The sequence below is a fragment of the Celerinatantimonas marina genome (assembly GCF_046054165.1).
Classification (GTDB): domain Bacteria; phylum Pseudomonadota; class Gammaproteobacteria; order Enterobacterales; family Celerinatantimonadaceae; genus Celerinatantimonas.
The window spans coordinates 160,012-178,973 of record NZ_JBFNXK010000008.1 but is presented as its reverse complement, the minus strand read 5'-3'; the positions used below and the strand labels follow the sequence as shown (position 1 = coordinate 178,973).

The window sequence follows — 18,962 nt, the reverse complement described above, 5'->3', positions numbered from 1 at the left end:
TGAGGCGATGTCATGCAAAAAACACCATCCAAAAATAGCACAGGATCGTTGATCCACGAACTCAAGGCTCAGACGTATCCCAATTCTGAAAAAGTTTATCTGCCCGGTTCCAGGCCCGATATTCAGGTGGCGATGCGAAAAGTTACGTTAACACCAACCCAGTTAGGCAGCGCCAAATCTCCGCGTTGGCAGCCCAATGAGCCGGTTTATCTGTATGATAATTCAGGTAGTTACAGTGATTTAAATGCGACGATTGATATTCGTCAGGGGCTTCACAAGATCCGGCAGTCATGGATCGAACAGCGTGATGATACTCAACAACTCACTCAGTTTAGCTCGGATTATGCCAAGGAGCGTTTATCTCGCGATGACGATTTTGAACTTCGGTTTCCGACTCAGCCGCTACCGCGGCGGGCGAAAGCCGGGCAAATTGTAACTCAGCTTCATTATGCCCGGGCTGGGATCATTACCCCGGAAATGGAATATATTGCCATCCGAGAGAATGGGGCTCGTGCGCAGCTGCGTGATGAAGTATTGGATCACCAACATGCTGGAGAATCTTTCGGCGCGGCGATTCCGGCTCAAATTAGTGCGGAATTCGTGCGATCCGAAGTTGCCCGGGGACGCGCGATTATCCCGGCCAATATCAATCATCCGGAAGCTGAACCGATGATTATCGGTCGAAATTTTTTGGTGAAGGTGAATGCCAATATCGGCAATTCAGCGATGAGTTCATCGATGGAAGAAGAAATCGAAAAATTGGTTTGGGCGACTCGCTGGGGTGCGGATACGGTAATGGATCTGTCAACCGGGCGCAATATTCATGAGATGCGGGAGTGGATCATTCGCAACTCTCCGGTTCCGATTGGAACCGTGCCGATTTATCAGGCGCTGGAAAAGGTCAATGGTATTGCTGAGCGCCTGAATTGGGAGATGTTTCGGGATACGCTCATTGAGCAGGCTGAACAAGGGGTGGATTACTTTACCATCCATGCCGGGCTTCGATTGCATCATGTGCCACTGACCGCCAATCGTCTGACCGGGATTGTGTCCCGGGGCGGCTCGATTATGGCGAAATGGTGTTTGGCCCATCATCAGGAAAGCTTTCTGTACACCCATTTTGCAGAAATCTGCGAGATCTGTCAGCAGTATGATGTGAGCCTGAGTCTTGGGGATGGGCTGCGTCCGGGCTCGATTGCCGATGCCAACGATGCGGCGCAGTTTGCTGAGCTGGAAACTTTGGGGGAACTCACCCAGATCGCCTGGCAGCATGAGGTGCAGGTCATCATTGAAGGACCGGGGCATATTCCGATGCAACGGATCCGGGAAAATATGGATCGGCAGTTAGCGCTATGTGATGAAGCCCCTTTTTATACCTTAGGGCCGTTAGTGACGGATATCTCGCCGGGGTATGATCACTTTTCATCGGGAATTGGTGCGGCGATGATCGGTTGGTATGGCTGTGCCATGTTGTGTTATGTCACGCCGAAGGAGCATCTTGGCTTACCAAATAAAGAGGATGTTAAACAAGGCTTGATCACCTATAAAATTGCTGCGCATGCCGCCGATCTGGCTAAAGGACATCCCGGGGCTCAGGTGCGGGATAACGCGATGAGTAAGGCTCGTTTTGAGTTTCGTTGGGAAGATCAGTTCAATCTGGCTCTGGATCCGGATACCGCCCGGGCTTATCACGATGCAACACTTCCTCAGCAATCAGCCAAAGTGGCGCATTTTTGTTCGATGTGTGGGCCTAAATTCTGTTCGATGAAAATCTCCCAAGAGGTTCGAGATTATGCTCAAGCGCGGGCTCAAGGCGATGCTATTGAGGTTCGGGTTGAAGAGGGGCTTTCTCAGATGGCGGAAAAATTTAAAGCCGGAGGTGATGAACTTTATCATAGCGTAGCAGGAGCTGATACTGATGAAAGACTCTGAAAATCAATCTCCCACTTGGATTATTGCCGCACAAGATAGCAGTGGGGGGGCTGGTATTGTGGCCGATCTGTTGACGATGCATGATCTGGACGTGACTCCTTCGGTCGTCATTACCGCGTTGACGGCTCAAAATAGCCAGCGATTGTTGGGGGTTGAAGCGTGCTCGAACGATTTTCTGGCATTGCAGTTGGAAGCGCTGGCACCGTTACCTCCTCGGGCGATTAAAATCGGTATGATCGCCAATGCTGAACAAGTGCGGCTGCTCACTCGCTTTTTAGCGTCATTTCGTCAGCATTATCCTTTGGTTAAAATCGTGATTGATCCGGTATTAGTTACCAGTAGTGGCTATACGTTGGCAGAAATAGAACGGTTGGATGAGTTTAAGCTGTTATTTGCACAGGCCGATTTAGTGACTCCCAATGCGAGTGAGCTAGCAACCTTAACAGGCCGGGAATTAAATTCTCCGGCGACCGTGCGTCAGGCAGCCATGGCGTTGGTTCAGGAATGTGGTTGTGCGGTATTAGCCAAAGGCGGACATAGTCCTCTGGAGAGTGCTCTGTGCTGCGATTTGATCTGCACGCCAACTTCTGTCAGGGCGATAAGCTGCGAGCGAATTGATACGGCGCATAGCCACGGGACCGGTTGCAGTTTATCCTCCGCTATTGCGGCTATGTTGGCGCGGGGGGAATCGTTGGTGGACGCCATTACCTTGGGCAAGGCTTATGTGACGGCGGGTTTACGTCAGGCCCGCGCTCAGCAGTCGCTGCCCGGAGCCGTGGCCCATGTGGGATGGCCGGTAGCGCGAGATGATTATCCTCGAGTTGAATCGGGACAAAGTCTTGTTGGTGCGGCTTTGGGACTGACGCATTACTGGCCTGAAGCCTCGACCGTTCCATTGGCTCGTTGCCGACAACCGCTAGGATTATATCCGGTCGTGGATAGTGTGGATTGGATTGAACGATTGCTGAAAGCCGGAGTTAAAACGATCCAGCTGCGAATTAAAGACCCACAAGATCCCCAATTGTCGGTACAGATTGCACGTAGTGTGGCATTAAGCCAACAGTATCAGGCGCAGCTGTTTATCAATGATTATTGGCAGTTGGCGATTCAGTATGGTGCCTATGGGGTTCATCTGGGTCAGAATGATATTGAAGCTGGTCGAGTCGATATTGAAGCCATTGCTCAGGCGGGGCTGCGATTGGGGATTAGTACCCATGGTTACTATGAGCTGATGCGAGCATTGCAACTGTCTCCTAGCTATGTTGCGATGGGACATGTCTTTGCGACCCAGACCAAAGCGATGGCGACCCAACCTTTAGGATTATCTCGGTTAGCCCGCTATTGTGCGCTGGTGGGCTCTGGTTGTCCTATTGTGGCGATTGGGGGGATTAATCGGAGCAATGCGGAGTCGGTGTTGGAGGCTGGGGCTGATAGTTTGGCGATTGTCAGTGCGATTACGGCCAGTGATCACCCAGAGCAAGTTGTTAGAGAATTGATGCAAATAATAGGAGAATAATCGATGGCCGATAATCAACTGAGTGATGCGGAACTCAAACGCTACAGTCGCCACTTACTGCTGGGTAAAGTGGGCGAGGCGGGGCAATTGCGTTTGCGTCAGGCTTCGGTGTTGATTGTCGGCATGGGAGGACTGGGATCTCCGGTAAGCTTGTACTTGGCCGCGGCCGGGATCGGTCGGCTGGTGATCGCTGATGATGATGTGGTGAGTGAATCTAATTTACAGCGACAGATTATTTATGGCGAATCCCAGCTGGGTGAACCTAAAGTGATGGCGGCTAAGGCTCGGCTGCATGATTTGAACTCATGGGTTCAGGTTAGGCCGGTGCAAAGGCGATTGAGCCAACAGGTCCTGGAAATGGAAGTGATGCAAGCGGATGTCGTTTTGGACTGTAGTGATAATATCGATACCCGCTACGCGGTAAGCGATGCTTGTTTAAAGGCTCGAGTACCTTTAGTGAGTGGGGCTGCTGTCGGACTAGATGGGCAGTTGATGGTGTTTGATTATCGTCAGGAAGATAGTGCTTGTTATCGCTGTTTGTTCCCTCAGGCTTCGGATGCGGTATTAAATTGTTCCACGGCGGGCGTTTTAGGGCCGATGGTTGGGCTGATTGGCTGCTCGCAAGCGTTAGAAGCCATTAAGTTGATTGTTGGGATCCCAAGTGACCAAGTCGGCCGTTTTAGTAGCTTTGATGGTATCAGCGGGGAGTGGTTTCATTTGCAAATGCATCGCTTGGCTACTTGTTCGTGTTGTAGTGAAACTTCACGTTGATGGCGTTTGTCTAGCTGATAGGGTTTTATTGGCGCAGTTTGCCATTAATCAGCGTATTTGAATTTGACCTTCGGATGATTTCTCCCACCCGACTAAACATAGAAAGATTGCCTAACAGTATAATCATTTATACGATTAGGCAATAATGATAGCGCATCGTATATTTATATTCGACTTGCTGACGTTACAATATCAACACTTCGTAACGAGCATCTTTTACGTGCAGTCGTCAATCTAAAAAATGCTGGTTCCCCGTGTTTGGGCGCAGTGTCGGACACGGGGCAAACGATTCAACTTGGTCCATTGGTCGATACATCGGCGAACGAGATCCTATTATTCTATACGCCTTATCGTCCGAGTATGGAAACGATGAGGAAACTCTTAATTTAGAGTGTTATCCCTAAACGGAATATTGGCCTAGCTGGCTATGAGCAACCCGCATGATGGGGAGCGCGGATACATCTATATTGAGAGTATCACGTCCAAGAAGGAAGTTTATTATGCAACTTGATTTCTCATACTATAACCCGACTACGATTCATTTCGGCAAAGACTCCTTGTCAAAACTGTCGGATGAACTGAAAAATTACGGTGAAACCGTGATGTTGGTTTACGGTCGCAACGCCATTAAGAAAAATGGCCTGTATGATCAAGTGACCACTATTTTGAAAGAAGCCGGTAAAAAAGTAGTTGAACTCTCAGGAGTAATGCCTAATCCAACTTATGACAAACTGATGGAAGGTTCGAAACTGGTTCGTGATCATCACGTGAGCCTGATCCTAGCGGTGGGCGGTGGTTCGGTGATCGATTGTGCGAAAGGGATCTCTGTTTCGGCTTATTGTAAAGATGATCCCTTTCAGAAATATTGGGTGGAGTTTCAGGATGTCGATAATGAAGTTGTTCCAGTGGCTTCGATCTTGACGATGGTGGGAACCGGTTCTGAAATGAACGGTGGTTCGGTGATTACTCACGAAGCGAGCAAAAATAAAGCCGGGCGTATTTTTCCACCATTTGTGAATCCTAAATTCTCGATCTTGAATCCGGAATATACCTTCTCTGTGTCGGAATATCAGATGGTTAGTGGGGTCTTCGATACGATGTCACACCTGATGGAACAGTATTTTTCAGATGAAGGGGCGAACACGACCGATTATGTGATTGAAAGCTTGCTGAAATCATCGATTGATAATTTGCGGGTTGCACTAAAAAATCCTCAGGATTACGAAGCGCGTAGTAACCTGATGTGGAATGCGACACTCGCCCTGAACACCATGACCGGGCTGTCTAAATCTCAGGATTGGCAGGTGCATATGATCGAACATCAACTGGGCGCCTATACCGATTGTTCTCATGGAATGGGGTTGGCGGCGATCTCAATGCCTTACTATCGGCATATTTATAGCGGTGGTGTGGATAAATTTGTTCGTTTCGCAACGCAGGTTTGGGGCATTTCAGCGGAAGGCAAAACCAAAGATGTGATCGCGCTGGAAGGTATCGATGCCCTGGAAGCATTTGCTAAAGAGTGTGGCATCGTTACTTCGTTGCGGGAACTGGGCGCGACTCGTGAGATGTTACCTAAAATTGCAGCATCGACCCTCATTTTGGGCAATAGCTATCAAACGGTGACGCAAGAAGATATCGAGCAGATCCTGGAAGCTTGCTTCTAAGCTTGTGTGAATACGGATGACTGCGGCGACCTTCGGGTCGCCGTTTTTGTCTAACGTAGCAAATTCGCCGGGGAATATTGGTCGGTTAATGGCGGAACGTCTGTTTTCCAGTCAGCCTTGGTTGAGAGGTAATGTGGAAAACGTTTAATCGATACACCATAAGTTGCCAGTGGTTTTTCCAGTGTTTCGGCTCGGGCCTTTAAGGCCTTTTGATCCAATAAGGGCTGCTTACTCGCGATAATGATTCGATTGCCCGATTGCGAGGGGATTTTAAAGTTGTAGAAAGTGCCGAAAACTTGTCGATAAGTGACTGACTCGTAAGCATAGAGTTTACTGGTCGAGAAGGTATTGGCGACGACGATCCCATCGGGACTCATTAATTGTCGGGTCTCTTCTAAAAACTCTTTCGTCATTAAATGTTCAGGAATGTAATCACCATTGAAAGCATCCAGAAGAATGAAATCGTAATGGTTTCCGGCAAGGCCTGCTCGTTTGATAAAAACACGGGCGTCAGCGACGTGCACGGTCATTTTATCGCTTTCGGTAAAATGAAAATAGTCATGAGCCACTTTGACGACCGCTGGATCCAGTTCGACGATATCTATGCTGGCCTTTGGATACAACTGATGAAGTACGGTGGGAAGTGAGCCGCCTCCCAGGCCGACAATCAGGATCCGTCGTGGCTGAGGATCCAGCAATAATCCCGCTAAACTCATTCGGGTATAGTGAAAGACCAGTCGAGGATCGTCTGCATCAAGATACTGACAGGTTTGGATGTGGTCACCGCGTACGGCATTAAATTGTAGGCAACGTAGGCCATGTTGTTCGGTTACGGTCAGATCCCGATACAGGGAACGCTCATGATGAATGACCTTGCTTTGGGCGTTGCTACTGAGGATTGAGGCAAAAATAGCCAGCATCGTGGTTTTTAGGAACAGTTTAGGCTTCATAATTTTCCCTGAATAATTTGTGCCGCATGGGGAAGGTATAGGCTATGACCCCAGCCAAGCATAAGATCCCAATAAGAGTGAATAGAATGGTATTGATATCAAACCATAACACCAGATAAAACGAGGTCGCCAGCGTGCCCAGAGCACTGCCGAGGGTTGAAATGAAGTAGAGTTTTCCCGCTGTTTTCCCACTGGATTCGGAATCGGTGACCAGCAGGCGCACGGAATAGGGGGCAATCATTCCCAGAATCAGCGTGGGTAGGAAAAATAGCAGCAATGCCGCGAGCAGCGAACCATAGCGAGGATCATGAATATATAAGAATACCTGATTCATGATGGGGTCCCCCAAAAGCACCAACGGGAGCAGTGTGAGGGCCCCGGCCAGATAACAGAAACTAAATTTACGCAGGGATGGATGATGCATGGACCAGTGTCCTCCAAGTAGATAACCGGCCGATAGCGCGATCATAAAAATGGTGATGATGCTGCCCCAAACATAGACGCTGCTACCAAAATAGGGGGCCAAGAGTCGGCCACCCAGAAGCTCCACCGCCATAATGCTAAAGCCACTGACAAAAGTCAGTGTAAATACAAATGGATTCATAATGGGTCCACACGATACAAAATTAAATAATCAGGATTACGGGATGGTTTGGCAAGCCCTGATGTTGATAAATTTATTTCTAGATGTGCAATAGAGTCACTGAAACTTGCGAACACTTGAGTTTCTCTTTTATAGTGGAAAATTACGCGATTGCAGGAGGAACGAGTTCAACTATTCCTGATTTTAGCCGGCAATCGCACCTGATGAGATTAACCAAGGACAGTCGGATGACCAGTAGTGAACGTGTTCAATCATTTCTTGCCCAACATGCTCCTGATTTAGCGGTTTCTGAGTTGAGCCAATCCACGGCGACCGTTGCTGAAGCGGCGAATGCTTTTGGCGTGACCCCCGGACAAATTGCCAAGACGTTATCATTGAAAGTCGGGGAGGCGGTGATCCTGTTGGTTATGGCCGGGGATAGTCGATTGCATAATAGTAAATTTAAACAGCGTTTTGGCGTTAAACCCCGAATGCTTAAAGCTGAAGAGGTTGAACCGTTGACCGGCTTCGTTCCGGGGGGCGTCTGTCCCTTTGCGGCTAAATCCGGGGTGCAGGTATTTTGCGACCAGAGTCTGCAAGCTCATTTTGAAATTCTACCGGCCGGGGGCAGTCGTAATTCGGGAGTTCGGATTACGCCGCAGCGGTTAGCTGACATTTGTCAGGCTCAATGGGTGGATGTTGGGCAAATACCGGAATTGGCATAACAAACCTTCGCATCTTGTGGAATGACAATGTCCATGGCTATTGGGCGCCGCGCTAAACGGTTCTATTCTTTTGAAATAAATCGAAACTGTGGCTCAATAAAAGCTCAGCGAGTGCATCGCTGAGCTATCGAGATCAATGATTCGCTGGGAGCTTGAGAATTTTCCGTAATTTTTCAGGGGTGGTATTGGCCCGAAAGCCTTTATGTTTATGTTCAAAACTGCGACCCGCTTGTAAATCACCGACAATCACTGGGACACAGCCTGCCGCTTTGACTAATTCGGCCGCAATTTGCATGGCTTGTGGATCATTACTGGCGAGAGGAACTCCAGCCGGTGGGCGTTTGCCTTCGGAAGAGGCGGCAATGACCGTGGCATCAACGGCACTGAAAGCCCGGACGAGTCGAACGCCTTTAAAATATCGCTGATTCACGACGCCATCGCCATCTTTGAGGGCCTCTTTGACAATGGCATAGCGGCCGGACCACCAGGAGTTGGTGGCATCCAGCATAATTTTTCCTTTCAGCTGGGTGGCATAATCATGAGACACTTGCGGGATGGCTTTATAAGGTACGGCCAGCAAGACAATTTGCCCAAATGACGCGGCTTGTTCAGGTGTTCCAATGAGGGCGTTTGGCCCTAGTTTTTGCGTCAGCGCGTGTAGTTCGTCCGGATGCCGGGTTGAAAACATCACTTTATAGCCAGCTCGTACCCAAGCAGAACCGACAGAGCTGCCAAGGCTTCCGGCACCGATCACGGCTAACTGTATTTTGCCGGAGGCCACCTGCGCGGCTATATCATGGTCGTTTTGGGCAGCCACTGCATTCTGTGTGATGAGCCATGTCAGTAATAATGAGACTCCAGCGAGCCATTTAAATAAATGTTTCACGTCCATTCCTTAAACCTGAATAAATGCTTTTTTTATCCTAACATAGCGACTTAAGTTCATCGCGGTGTGATTATATGAAATTTTTAGTAACGGCTATGTAGTTGATGCATAATTAAAAATTGATTGTTTGAATGGCTGTGGATCGTATATAGAGGTCGCTTGGATGCGATAGCCTCGAGCGGTCGCATCTGTAGAACAAGGTCATTATAGTAAGATATATATTGATAAAAAAGGTGAGAGGTTCTCATGGCAATTGAAAAACTGTTTGGTTGGCATCGTTTTGAGGTACTTAAGCAAAAACAGCGACATCCTGATGGGGTGGAACGTGATGTGACTTGGTTAAAGCACCCAGGGGCGGTGGTGATTGTGCCGATCGATGCGCAAGGCGATCTGGTTTTAGAACGGCAATATCGAGCAGCCGTATCGCAGTGGTTGCTTGAATTTCCGGCGGGAACGATGGAAGAGGGTGAAGATCCACTGCTGTGTGCTCAACGGGAATTAGCGGAAGAGGTGGGGTTAAAAGCCCAGCAGTGGCAATTTTTGGGGACATTGCTTCCTGCTCCGGGATTCTGCAATGAGGTGCAACATGTCTTTGTCGCGCGTGAACTGTCGTCAGTTCCGAAACATCAGGATGAAGATGAAATTATCGAGATGTTATCTCTTCACCCTGAAACCATGAAGCAGCAGATTATCAGTGGCGAGATCAATGATACTAAAACGATCACGGCATTTTATCAGGCACAATTAAGAGATTTGATTTAACGCGTTATGCTGAGCATGATCGTTGCATCGGGAATTCCGCGTTTCCTTTTCTGTGCACAAACAAGGATGGTCTCCTTTTATGTATATTGTTCTGTTGGTATTGCCGTTATTTTGCCTTGCCTTAGTGGGATGGTGGCTTACCAAAAGTGGCTGGTTGTTAGCCCCGGGCTGGCAGCAGGGCGTGACGCAGCTTACGGCTAAAATTTTGCTCCCTTGTGTTTTATTCACGGGGATATACAGTCACGGACTTCCCAAGACGCATGCCTGGGGGTTGTTGTTATCTTTTTATATTCCGTTGGGGGCGTTGTTTTGGGGGAGTTTTTTCTTTTTACGTCAGAACTCGGCTCGTGCCGAATTAAGTTTCGCCGGCTCGTTTTCAAATCTGGTATACATCGGTATTCCTGTTGTGGTGCATATTTTTGGTGAAAGCGCCCTGCAATATTCGTTTCCGATTATTGCATTTCATAGTCTGGTACTTTTTTCGATGTATTTTTTGACCGATTCCTGGGGGCAGGGGGAGCACCAAGATATTGCCGATGCGTTATTAAAAACGCTGAAAAACCCGATCGTTGCGAGTTTGATTGCGGGATTGGTGTTGAACTTACTGCAGATCCCTCTGCCACAGGTGGTGACCGATACGCTGTCAATGGGAGCGAGAGCGGCGTTACCTTGTGCATTACTGGTTCTCGGGTCGTCACTCGCGGGGATCTCTTTACGCAAGGCGAAACGACAGGTGCTGGTGATTGTGGGATGTAAACTGATTGTTTTACCGTTGATGGTGATGTTGGTGAGCCATTATCTGTTTCATCTGCCGGTCGGGGTCTCTTCAGTGCTGGTGGTGATGGCGAGTTGTCCGGTTGGGATCAATGCTTATATGGTGATCCGCAGTAGTGGCCGTGATCCGGAAATGGTGAGTTCGGCGATCTTACTCAGTTGTTTGCTGAGTCTATTGGCTTGGCCCTTTTGGTTGTGGGCGCTACATCAATTGCCGGGAACTGTGTTGGCGGGATAGGCTGATGCGGTATGACAGGTTATGTGAATATCCACATAACCTGTGAGTCGTGAGATTAACGGCTGCCGGATAATCGGAGCTGCATGGCTAATAACATTTAATGGTTTCTTTTACCCCGTCGTTTTTCAACATCATATAGCAACTGATCACTGATTCTACAAAGGTTTTCTGGGTCGGTAGTTGCTGACCAAAAATTGAATCAATAGCAAGCAGTGCCAGTACTCGGTTTTCATCATCATCTGTCGATGCAACAATTTCGCGATAGCGATCGGCCAATGGATCGCGAATATCGATAGGCTGACCGGATTCATCGATTCCGCCAACATAACGCATCCAACCAGCGACTGCTAAAGTGAGTAGCCGACAATCACTGTGGTGGGCCAGATGGAATTGGATTGAATTTAAAAAACGAGGCGGTAATTTTTGGCTCCCGTCGGTAGCAATCTGCCAGGTTTTGTGCTGAATGGATGGGTTGGCAAAGCGATCCAGTAACTCCTGAGCATAGGCTTCCAGATCGGTGTCATCGGGCATTGATAATGTGGGAACCTGTTCTTTGAGCATCAGCTGACGGATACAGCGTTCAAAATCCGGATTGGCAATGGCTTCTGAAATATAAGGATAACCGGCCAGATAGCCGAGATAAGCCAGAAACGAGTGGCTACCATTGAGCATTCGTAATTTCATGGCTTCATAGGGAACAACATCATCTACAAACTCAGCCCCGGCTAAATCCCAATCAGGATGACCTTTGATGAAATTATCTTCAATGACCCATTGCCGAAACGGTTCACAAGCGATGGCACAGGGATCGGCTTGACCAATAATCGCTGTGATTTCAGCTAATGATTCATCGGTCATGGCTGGAACGATACGGTCTACCATCGTACAGGGGAAGGTGACGTGTTGTTTCAGCCATTCTAGCAGTTCGGGATAGACTTTTTGCGTATAATCGAGCACGGCTTGTTGTACGATATGTCCGTTCCCTTGCACATTATCGCAAGAGAGTACGGTGAATCCATCGAGTCCTGCTTGTTGGCGAGCTCTGAGTCCAGCGACGATATAACCGATTGCAGATTGAGGTTCGTCCGGATGTGCTAAATCATGGGCAATTAAGGGATGGTTTGTATCGAGTTTCCCTGTGGCCGGAGCGATGCAATAACCTTTTTCCGTAATGGTCATGGAAACGATGGCCACTTGGGGTTCAGCCAGTTTGGCAATAATGGCCTGATGGCCGTCAAATGCCGGATGAAGGGATTCAATAACGGAGCCAATCGTCTTACAGGTTTGGGCCTGAGGGCCTTTTTCTAAAACGTGATAGCAGTGATCCTGATGGCGTAAGTTCTGAATAAGTTGTTCTGAGCCCATCAGATTGACTTCACAGATCCCCCAGTCAGACGATTGTTGACTCAACATCTCATGGGTGATGAGCGCTTGATGGGCGCGGTGAAATGCACCAAATCCAATATGAACAATCCGGCTTTTCAGTTGTTGACGATCATATTGAAAGAGATCTTTATTGGTAAACCAATTTGTTGATGTTGGGCTCATGCTCCCTCCTGATGTCGATGACTCTCATCGTATGTATACGGTGCCGTCGGGATCGTTGCTTTTTCATGGTTAAATTTTACGTAACGAAACGCAATGTGAACCTAATATCGTCGGTCATGCTTCTTTTTAAGTGAAGAAACCAGCGATAACAACGTTATTCAGATTGCGGAAAAATAATCACGAAAGGGCAACGGTACCTAAAGCATATTTAATAATTTATCATACCGTGGATGTTGTAAAATTCAATTTTGGAAAACCAATTTTCTTTTAAATGTGATATTGGTCATCCATACCTTTAAAATTGGTTGACCAATTTTAAAGGTATGTTTATAGTTTTCGCAAAGAGAGTGAGGGATCTTGAATGGCACAAGAATTAAAACGTCAATATCAAGATATTGCGTATCAGATCCGCAACATGCTGCAACAAGGCGTCTATCAAGAGGGAGAGCGTCTTCCTCCGGAGCGTAATTTTTCTGAACAGCTGGGGGTTGGGCGTTCGGTGATCCGCGAGGCGTTATTGATGTTGGAGATCGAAGGCTATGTTGCTGTTAAAAAAGGTTCCGGCGTTTACGTTCTTCCCTCGCAGCAGCGTCGAGCCGAAGTCATGGCTGTTAATTTTGGTCCGTTTGAAATTTTGCAGGCCAGGCAGCTTTTAGAAAGTAATATTGCTGAGTTTGCGGCTCGTCAGGTCACGGCGACCGACATTCAGAATATGCGGGCGGCGATTGAAGCCGAAAAGCGCGAATTGGATAACGGTGGTCATGAAGAGGGTGACAAACGTTTTCATCAGGTGATAGCCGAGGCGACCCATAATAGTTTACTGGTCGGTTTATGGTATCAGGCCTGGGACTGTCGGGAGAATAATCCAATGTGGATGCAGTTGCATGGCCGCATTTCGAATCATGAATATCGACGAGAATGGTTGCATGATCATCAGTTGATCTTAGCAGCGATGCAGAAAAAAGATCCGATGACGGCAAAACGAGCTATGTGGCAGCATTTAGAAAACGTGAAGCAGCGACTGATGGCGTTGTCAAATATTGACGCTCCGGAATTCGATGGTTACCTATTTGAGTCCTATCCTATTAATACTCAAAGTTGAGAATGGTGGAGTAACGATTTATGGAACAGACATGGCGTTGGTATGGCCCTAATGATCCGGTCACACTTGCAGATATTAAACAAGCGGGAGCAACGGGGATTGTCACGGCGTTGCATCATATTGCCAATGGTCAAATTTGGCCAGTGGAAGAGATCGAAGCACGTAAACAGTTGCTGGAAGCTAATGGCTTTAGTTGGTCTGTTGTTGAAAGTATCCCGGTTCATGAAGATATTAAAACCCAGAGTGGCGATTATGAGCAATGGATCGATAACTATTGTCAGTCGATTCGCAATCTGGCTGCCTGTGGCATCGATACGGTATGTTACAACTTTATGCCCGTTCTGGATTGGACTCGTACTGATTTAGCTTATGCCGTTGACGATAGCTCCAAATCGTTACGCTTTGATCAGAATGCGTATGCTGCTTTTGATCTGTTTGTGTTGGCTCGTCCTCAAGCCGAACAAGATTACAGTGCCGATGAAATCGCTCGGGCTCGAGCATTCTTTGAGCAGATGAGTGTTGAGCAGATTGAAACTTTAACGCGTAATATTATCGCCGGTTTACCCGGGGCTGAAGAAGGCTATACGCTGGAACAATTTCAGGCTCAGCTCAACAAATATGCCGCGATTGATCGGGATACGCTACGAGCGCATATGGCACACTTTTTAGCGCGGATTATGCCCGTGTGTGAAGAAGTTGGAGTCCGAATGGCGGTGCATCCGGATGATCCACCACGGCCTTTGTTCGGGTTACCTCGCATTGTATCGACGTTGTCTGATTTGCAATGGTTGTTTACCGAAGTGCCGAGTCCAATGAATGGATTAACCCTGTGTGCAGGATCGCTGGGCGTTCGGGCCGATAACGATTTAGTCGCGATTGCTAAAGCTTGCCATGATCGAATTTACTTTACCCACCTGCGCTCAACTGAACGCGATGATGAATTCGGTTCATTTCATGAAGCCAATCACTTAGAAGGTGATGTGGATATGTATCATCTGGTGAAAGAACTGGTGATAGAAGAGCAGCGACGGGCCCAGCAGGGGGATCATCGTTTGATCCCGCAGCGCCCTGATCACGGACATCAAATGATGGATGACTTAACCAAAGTGACCAACCCGGGCTATTCCTGTATTGGTAGACTGCGGGGTCTTGCTGAAGTGCGTGGTTTGGAAATGGGGATCCGGATGGCAATGGCTGAATCCGCTTAACAGCCCTAGCAAGCCCGGTAGGGGATTTGACTATCGTCAATCCCCTGCCTTGGGGTTAGTTGATGTTGTTCCAGAAATAATCGCAGCGAATTCATCGATAACTCCGAGTCCGGGGTTGGCCCCAAAAACACATGTTCCAGAGCCATGGCTTCACTGTGACTATATAAGCAGAATTCCGTATAAGGTTTTAACATCGCATTTCCTTCCCGGAACTTAATGCGTCTGGGCTGATGGTGGTGTGGCAATGGCAGAATGACCCGCCATTCCTCTTCTTCCCGAAACGAAGGATGTTTTAACAGTACGGCCAGACGCAGTAAATCAGTTTCGATATCCCTAAACGGATTGGGATCGGAAGAATCTAACTGACAGATCGCATCTAAGACCTGTTCTATCAGTTGATGTTGCTGCTCACTTTGATAAATACATTGGCCGATCTGAAAATGCTGCTCATTGGCCCAGTTGGCAATGAGATGGGGATCGAACCCCAAACTGACCCCTTTGCCTATCGTGCTGTATCCCCGCCATTGGCTGAGTAGATTCCCATTGGCTCGAAATGACGCTACAAACAACATATGCCCTTGATTGAGCTGATGTTTCAGCCAATGTGCGAAGTGTTCTAACTGAGCTGTATGTGGGCTTCCTTTGGAAATACGTTCGTTGATCGCCGCTTTTAATAATCCCAGAGCATGGTGGAGCTCAGCCGCATCATTCATATAGCGAACATCACTAGCCCATAAGACCCGGGAGCGAACTATCCCCAATAGGCCCGATAGGGTGGTGTAGTGATACAGCGTGATTTGTGGAGGCTGATTGAAAAGACGCTGGGTAATCTCTTTTAACATCATGACTCCTGATAAGATAAATTCAAAAAGAGCACTTTAGCCGCTTGCCTAGCATAACGAAGCTCATGCTCTGCGCCCTGATCAACCTTGTTCAATTGGAACAACATTCATCGACTCAGTTAGTGTGACGCATCCTCTTGAACGGAGCAAGACGCTCGTTTGAAGAATAAATTACAAGGCATGATAAGGGCGTAAGTAGCGGGCAAAACGTGGCTTTCCATGCGCGGTGAGTCCGTTATAGGCAAAGGTGATCCAACTGCCTATGGCCGGAGGTTGTGCTCGCAGTTGATCGGTCAGACCACTGCCGATGGCAAAGGTTGTTCCGTCGGTGAGTTGTACCTGGAGCGCACCTACTTCACCGGCGTATTTGCCTTGGCCGGGACGATAACCAATCACTTTGGCTTCGGCATCGTTCATGGGTTTAAGCTTGAGCAAATGACCACTTCGTCCCGGTTGATAAAAACCGGTTTTCAGATGAAGCACTAATCCTTCGCCACCTTTATGGGTCACGCGATGCAATTGTTGTTGCAGCTGGGATTGAGTGAGGAGTGGATTTTGCGAGATGAGCTTGAGCGGTGTGGGTTGGGGGAGTTTTTGAAAGAGTTGCTGTAATTCTTGATAGCGCTGCTGAAATGGGATTAGAGCGGCGGGAAGATCAAAAATCAGATAGTGCACCTGATTCCATAAGGGATCGGTAGGGTCATGACGTTCTAAGAGTGCCGCCATCTCATTAAAGCGATGATAGCCGAGCCATAATTCACCATCGAGTGGTTGCGGCGGAAAACTTTGGATGAAAGAGGCTGGCGCTTGGATTAGATGACCTTGTCGGGTCCAGAGTTGCTGGCCATCCCAGTACCCTCGCACCCCATCGTATTTTTCACTGATCAGATAAAGGGCGGGAGATTGTTGTTGATAAACGGTGGCTAATTGCAGGGCGATAGGCTGCGCCTGACAAACTAATGTCGGTAACAAAAGGGGCGAGGCCAGCCAAAGTTTGGAACGGGGAAGCATATGGAATACCTTTAATTAATAATTAAATCAATAATAAGTTTTCCAGCTGATCTGTCAATATGCATGTGTGAGAGCTAATTCTGCTGGGTTCGATGGTTGCCATATTGTTGGATGAGTAATCCGCCGATAATCAGAATGAGTCCAACATAGGTTGCTGGAACAATCGACTCCTCCAGGAGATGTGCAATAAAAAATAGTGAAAGAAATGGTGAAATGAAGATCAGATTAGAAACCCGGGCGGTTTTTTCGGTTTTCTTTAGCGCCATCATCCAGCAAGCAAAGGTGAGCCCCATTTCGAAACAACCAATGTAAATGCCACCGGCGAGAGCTTGCCATTGCCAGTGAATGGATGAGCCTGAAAATAGCAGCAACAGTAGCGTCCACGGCACACTCAGCAAAAAAGCGGCGCAGAGTCCGGCAATAGGATCGCCCTGATGGCGCTGGTTGAGCAGCCAATATCCAGCCCAAAGTAGCGTACTGAGCAGCGCGAGAGCAACGCCCAACGGGCTACTAAAGTGTAATGAGATGAGATCCCCCCCGGTTGCGATCACGACGACGCCTACATATCCTAGCAGCATGGCTGCCCAATCATACCGTTGCAGTTTATGTCCGAGTAGCGGAATGGCCAGTAAGGAGAGTGTGATCGCCCAAGTGTAGTTGAGCGGCTGCGCTTGTTGGGCGGGGAGCAGATCATAAGCTTTAAATAAAATCAGATAATAACCGAGTGGGTTGATCAGCCCGAGAGTAAGGTAGAACAGTGGTTTTTCACGGATATAACGCCAAGGTAGATGAAATTTTTTCTGCGCGGTTAGCAGCAGTAATAGCACGATAGTTGAGGTGAGCGATGACAGTGCCACCAGTTGCAGGGGCGTCAGATAACGCAGCGCCAGTTTAAACGCGGTGGCAACGGTTGACCAAAGCAGTACGGCAGCGAGGCCATAGGCATAAGCCTGATTTTGTGAACTAACCATGAGTACCTTAAATCTTTACATCAATCTATCGTATTGTGGTAGACAAGCGCGTGGATGCGGCTTGAATCGATAGGGTATCCGTGTTTTTGGTGATAGTCCCCTTTTTTAGGGGAGTGTCAAGCGGATGTTAATCAGTTCGGCTGCGGCTAATACCGGATTGATCACCGTAAGCGAGGTGTGGGGAGCGAGTAGTGCGGCAACATCCGTCGTCGCCATGCCGGTGCAGGCTAAGGCAATCACGTTGGCACCTAATGCTTCGCATTCCAGAGCGGCAGCAATGATGGCTTGTTTACCGGCGGGCGTCTGGATATCGTGGGTGCAATGGATCCCTTCGGGGCAACGATAGTGGATCGTTTTCCCAGCCAGTATCTCATAAAAAATAGCCGGAGCATCGGCTTCAATGCCAAGAATGGCAATGTGATCGCCATAGCGGGCTGCTTTTCGGGCACAAGACTCTCCGGCTCCTACGACGGGGATTGAGAGTTCCGATTGCAACATTTTGACGCCGGGATCGGCAGCACAGCTTATCATTAGCAGATCTAATTCATGCTGCCATTGGTTGGCCATCTGGCGGATTTTGGGTAGAGCCTGTGCGAATGTCGTCGCGTCATGGATCCCTTCGGGTTGATCCGGCAAGGCCCGGCTGGCCAATTCATAATCGGGTAAAAGCGGCTGCAAGAGCCGCTGATGGGTTTCGATAAATGATTGATCATTGGAGCTGACGACTCGGATGATGCCTATTTTAGCGATAGTCATCCTGATCCCCCAACAGGAAACTACAGTCTCCCAGTGCAATGCTCTGCTGAGATCCGGCTTTAAAACGTAAAGCGGGAACGCTTCCTAGCAAAGACAATGAATTTCCTTGTTGCCATAAGGCGGTTCCTTCGGGGAGCGCTATGACCGTTTGTTCTGGGTTCATCACCATATATTCAGCCAGCCGCTGTTCCCGGCTCTCACCATGATGGCCGGGGATCTGACCACTGATAAAATGTGGATTGATCAAAAATGGGATCAGCGTTAACGCGGTAAAGTTTTCCGGTTCAACAATGGGCATATCGTTAGTGGTGGCGATGGATAGTCCCGCCAAATTAGAACCAGCACTCCAGCCCATGTATGGGATCCCGGCGCGGATTCGGTTTTGTATCGGCACAAGTAATTGCTGTTGTTGCAATCGTTTGAGCAGTACGAAGGTGTTGCCCCCACCGACAATGATCATCTGGGCCTTGGCAATGGCCTGAGCGGCATCGGAGACTTGATGTAAACCCGTGAGTTCGATGCCAACGGCATGAAAATGTGGTTGGACCTGCGCCAGATATTGGTCATCGCTTTTAGTCACTCCGGCATAGGGAATAAACAGTGCGCGAGTTACCGGCCGATCCTGAGCCGCTAAGAACTGCTCCAGATAAGGACGTGTGTGTGAAAGATAGCTACTTTGTTGATAACCGGAACTACTACATAATAGTAATTGCATCATGA

At 48.4% G+C, this 18,962-nt stretch carries 18 protein-coding genes; 9 read left to right on the top strand and 9 right to left on the bottom strand.

The window, feature by feature from the left end; all coding sequences use genetic code 11:
• Window positions 1-12 precede the first annotated feature (12 nt).
• From thiC to ABUE20_RS11070, 4 genes are all read left to right on the top strand, one after another.
• Entirely contained in the window at window positions 13-1,932 is a 1,920-nt protein-coding gene (gene thiC, locus ABUE20_RS11085) for a phosphomethylpyrimidine synthase ThiC (RefSeq protein WP_408619991.1), read from the top strand.
• Complete coding sequence (gene thiE, locus ABUE20_RS11080) at window positions 1,919-3,448, top strand: thiamine phosphate synthase (RefSeq protein ID WP_408619990.1); 1,530 nt, start codon at window positions 1,919-1,921, stop codon at window positions 3,446-3,448. Before thiC ends, thiE begins: the two co-directional genes overlap by 14 nt.
• 3 nt (window positions 3,449-3,451) lie before the next feature.
• Window positions 3,452-4,219 carry a HesA/MoeB/ThiF family protein gene (locus ABUE20_RS11075; RefSeq protein WP_408619989.1) on the top strand — a complete coding sequence of 256 codons (768 nt, stop codon included), beginning with the start codon at window positions 3,452-3,454 and terminating at the stop codon, window positions 4,217-4,219.
• A gap of 500 nt (window positions 4,220-4,719) precedes the next feature.
• The gene (locus ABUE20_RS11070) at window positions 4,720-5,886 is read left to right on the top strand and encodes an iron-containing alcohol dehydrogenase (protein ID WP_408619988.1); all 1,167 of its coding nucleotides are present in this window, start codon (window positions 4,720-4,722) and stop codon (window positions 5,884-5,886) included.
• A gap of 50 nt (window positions 5,887-5,936) precedes the next feature.
• Here ABUE20_RS11070 and ABUE20_RS11065 read toward each other — a convergent pair whose 3' ends face one another.
• Both ABUE20_RS11065 and ABUE20_RS11060 read right to left on the bottom strand, forming a co-directional pair.
• Entirely contained in the window at window positions 5,937-6,836 is a 900-nt protein-coding gene (locus ABUE20_RS11065) for a spermidine synthase (protein WP_408619987.1), read from the bottom strand.
• The gene (locus ABUE20_RS11060; protein ID WP_408619986.1) at window positions 6,826-7,440 is read right to left on the bottom strand and encodes a fused MFS/spermidine synthase; all 615 of its coding nucleotides are present in this window, start codon (window positions 7,438-7,440) and stop codon (window positions 6,826-6,828) included. Before ABUE20_RS11060 ends, ABUE20_RS11065 begins: the two co-directional genes overlap by 11 nt.
• A 227-nt stretch (window positions 7,441-7,667) precedes the next feature.
• Between ABUE20_RS11060 and ABUE20_RS11055 the strand changes: the two genes are divergently transcribed.
• Entirely contained in the window at window positions 7,668-8,144 is a 477-nt protein-coding gene (locus ABUE20_RS11055; protein ID WP_408619985.1) for a YbaK/EbsC family protein, read from the top strand.
• A 133-nt stretch (window positions 8,145-8,277) separates the two neighbouring features.
• On the opposite strand, the gene ABUE20_RS11050 is transcribed toward ABUE20_RS11055, so the two are convergent.
• On the bottom strand, window positions 8,278-9,030 hold the full coding sequence (locus ABUE20_RS11050) for an NADPH-dependent F420 reductase (RefSeq protein WP_408619984.1): 753 nt from the start codon (window positions 9,028-9,030) through the stop codon (window positions 8,278-8,280).
• Between the two features lie 246 nt (window positions 9,031-9,276).
• Between ABUE20_RS11050 and ABUE20_RS11045 the strand changes: the two genes are divergently transcribed.
• Window positions 9,277-9,792: an NUDIX hydrolase gene (locus ABUE20_RS11045; RefSeq protein ID WP_408619983.1), complete on the top strand. Its 516-nt coding sequence runs from the start codon at window positions 9,277-9,279 to the stop codon at window positions 9,790-9,792.
• Window positions 9,793-9,871: 79 nt separating this feature from the next.
• Window positions 9,872-10,804, top strand: coding sequence for an AEC family transporter (locus ABUE20_RS11040; RefSeq protein ID WP_408619982.1), 933 nt, complete (start codon window positions 9,872-9,874; stop codon window positions 10,802-10,804).
• Between the two features lie 87 nt (window positions 10,805-10,891).
• Here the strand turns inward: ABUE20_RS11040 and ABUE20_RS11035 are convergent, their stop codons facing one another.
• Window positions 10,892-12,352, bottom strand: coding sequence for a mannitol dehydrogenase family protein (locus tag ABUE20_RS11035; protein ID WP_408619981.1), 1,461 nt, complete (start codon window positions 12,350-12,352; stop codon window positions 10,892-10,894).
• Between the two features lie 361 nt (window positions 12,353-12,713).
• On the opposite strand from ABUE20_RS11035, the gene ABUE20_RS11030 reads away from it, so the two are divergent.
• Both ABUE20_RS11030 and uxuA read left to right on the top strand, forming a co-directional pair.
• A complete protein-coding gene (locus tag ABUE20_RS11030) occupies window positions 12,714-13,454 on the top strand; it encodes an FCD domain-containing protein (protein WP_408619980.1) in 741 nt (246 codons plus the stop codon).
• Window positions 13,455-13,474: 20 nt separating this feature from the next.
• On the top strand, window positions 13,475-14,662 hold the full coding sequence (gene uxuA / locus ABUE20_RS11025) for a mannonate dehydratase (protein ID WP_408619979.1): 1,188 nt from the start codon (window positions 13,475-13,477) through the stop codon (window positions 14,660-14,662).
• 5 nt (window positions 14,663-14,667) lie between these two features.
• Here uxuA and ABUE20_RS11020 read toward each other — a convergent pair whose 3' ends face one another.
• The 5 genes from ABUE20_RS11020 to pepE all read right to left on the bottom strand — a co-directional run bounded on the left by ABUE20_RS11020 (window position 14,668) and on the right by pepE (window position 18,960).
• On the bottom strand, window positions 14,668-15,507 hold the full coding sequence (locus ABUE20_RS11020) for a DUF2971 domain-containing protein (protein WP_408619978.1): 840 nt from the start codon (window positions 15,505-15,507) through the stop codon (window positions 14,668-14,670).
• A 168-nt stretch (window positions 15,508-15,675) separates the two neighbouring features.
• On the bottom strand, window positions 15,676-16,515 hold the full coding sequence (locus ABUE20_RS11015) for a DNA ligase (RefSeq protein WP_408619977.1): 840 nt from the start codon (window positions 16,513-16,515) through the stop codon (window positions 15,676-15,678).
• A 74-nt stretch (window positions 16,516-16,589) separates the two neighbouring features.
• On the bottom strand, window positions 16,590-17,486 hold the full coding sequence (locus tag ABUE20_RS11010) for a DMT family transporter (protein WP_408619976.1): 897 nt from the start codon (window positions 17,484-17,486) through the stop codon (window positions 16,590-16,592).
• Window positions 17,487-17,591: 105 nt separating this feature from the next.
• Complete coding sequence (locus tag ABUE20_RS11005; RefSeq protein WP_408619975.1) at window positions 17,592-18,242, bottom strand: aspartate/glutamate racemase family protein; 651 nt, start codon at window positions 18,240-18,242, stop codon at window positions 17,592-17,594.
• Complete coding sequence (gene pepE / locus ABUE20_RS11000) at window positions 18,229-18,960, bottom strand: dipeptidase PepE (RefSeq protein ID WP_408619974.1); 732 nt, start codon at window positions 18,958-18,960, stop codon at window positions 18,229-18,231. Before pepE ends, ABUE20_RS11005 begins: the two co-directional genes overlap by 14 nt.
• Window positions 18,961-18,962 lie beyond the last annotated feature (2 nt).

Bases quoted from the DNA above. Each gene is read 5' to 3' on its own strand.
- ABUE20_RS11065 (WP_408619987.1), bottom strand. From the start codon at position 6,836: ATGAAGCCTAAACTGTTCCTAAAAACCACGATGCTGGCTATTTTTGCC.
- thiC (WP_408619991.1), top strand. From the start codon at position 13: ATGCAAAAAACACCATCCAAAAATAGCACAGGATCGTTGATCCACGAA.
- ABUE20_RS11060 (WP_408619986.1), bottom strand. From the start codon at position 7,440: ATGAATCCATTTGTATTTACACTGACTTTTGTCAGTGGCTTTAGCATT.
- ABUE20_RS11005 (WP_408619975.1), bottom strand. From the start codon at position 18,242: ATGACTATCGCTAAAATAGGCATCATCCGAGTCGTCAGCTCCAATGAT.
- ABUE20_RS11045 (WP_408619983.1), top strand. From the start codon at position 9,277: ATGGCAATTGAAAAACTGTTTGGTTGGCATCGTTTTGAGGTACTTAAG.
- ABUE20_RS11030 (WP_408619980.1), top strand. From the start codon at position 12,714: ATGGCACAAGAATTAAAACGTCAATATCAAGATATTGCGTATCAGATC.
- uxuA (WP_408619979.1), top strand. From the start codon at position 13,475: ATGGAACAGACATGGCGTTGGTATGGCCCTAATGATCCGGTCACACTT.
- ABUE20_RS11055 (WP_408619985.1), top strand. From the start codon at position 7,668: ATGACCAGTAGTGAACGTGTTCAATCATTTCTTGCCCAACATGCTCCT.
- ABUE20_RS11070 (WP_408619988.1), top strand. From the start codon at position 4,720: ATGCAACTTGATTTCTCATACTATAACCCGACTACGATTCATTTCGGC.
- ABUE20_RS11015 (WP_408619977.1), bottom strand. From the start codon at position 16,515: ATGCTTCCCCGTTCCAAACTTTGGCTGGCCTCGCCCCTTTTGTTACCG.
- ABUE20_RS11010 (WP_408619976.1), bottom strand. From the start codon at position 17,486: ATGGTTAGTTCACAAAATCAGGCTTATGCCTATGGCCTCGCTGCCGTA.
- ABUE20_RS11020 (WP_408619978.1), bottom strand. From the start codon at position 15,507: ATGATGTTAAAAGAGATTACCCAGCGTCTTTTCAATCAGCCTCCACAA.
- ABUE20_RS11040 (WP_408619982.1), top strand. From the start codon at position 9,872: ATGTATATTGTTCTGTTGGTATTGCCGTTATTTTGCCTTGCCTTAGTG.
- ABUE20_RS11035 (WP_408619981.1), bottom strand. From the start codon at position 12,352: ATGAGCCCAACATCAACAAATTGGTTTACCAATAAAGATCTCTTTCAA.
- thiE (WP_408619990.1), top strand. From the start codon at position 1,919: ATGAAAGACTCTGAAAATCAATCTCCCACTTGGATTATTGCCGCACAA.
- ABUE20_RS11075 (WP_408619989.1), top strand. From the start codon at position 3,452: ATGGCCGATAATCAACTGAGTGATGCGGAACTCAAACGCTACAGTCGC.
- pepE (WP_408619974.1), bottom strand. From the start codon at position 18,960: ATGATGCAATTACTATTATGTAGTAGTTCCGGTTATCAACAAAGTAGC.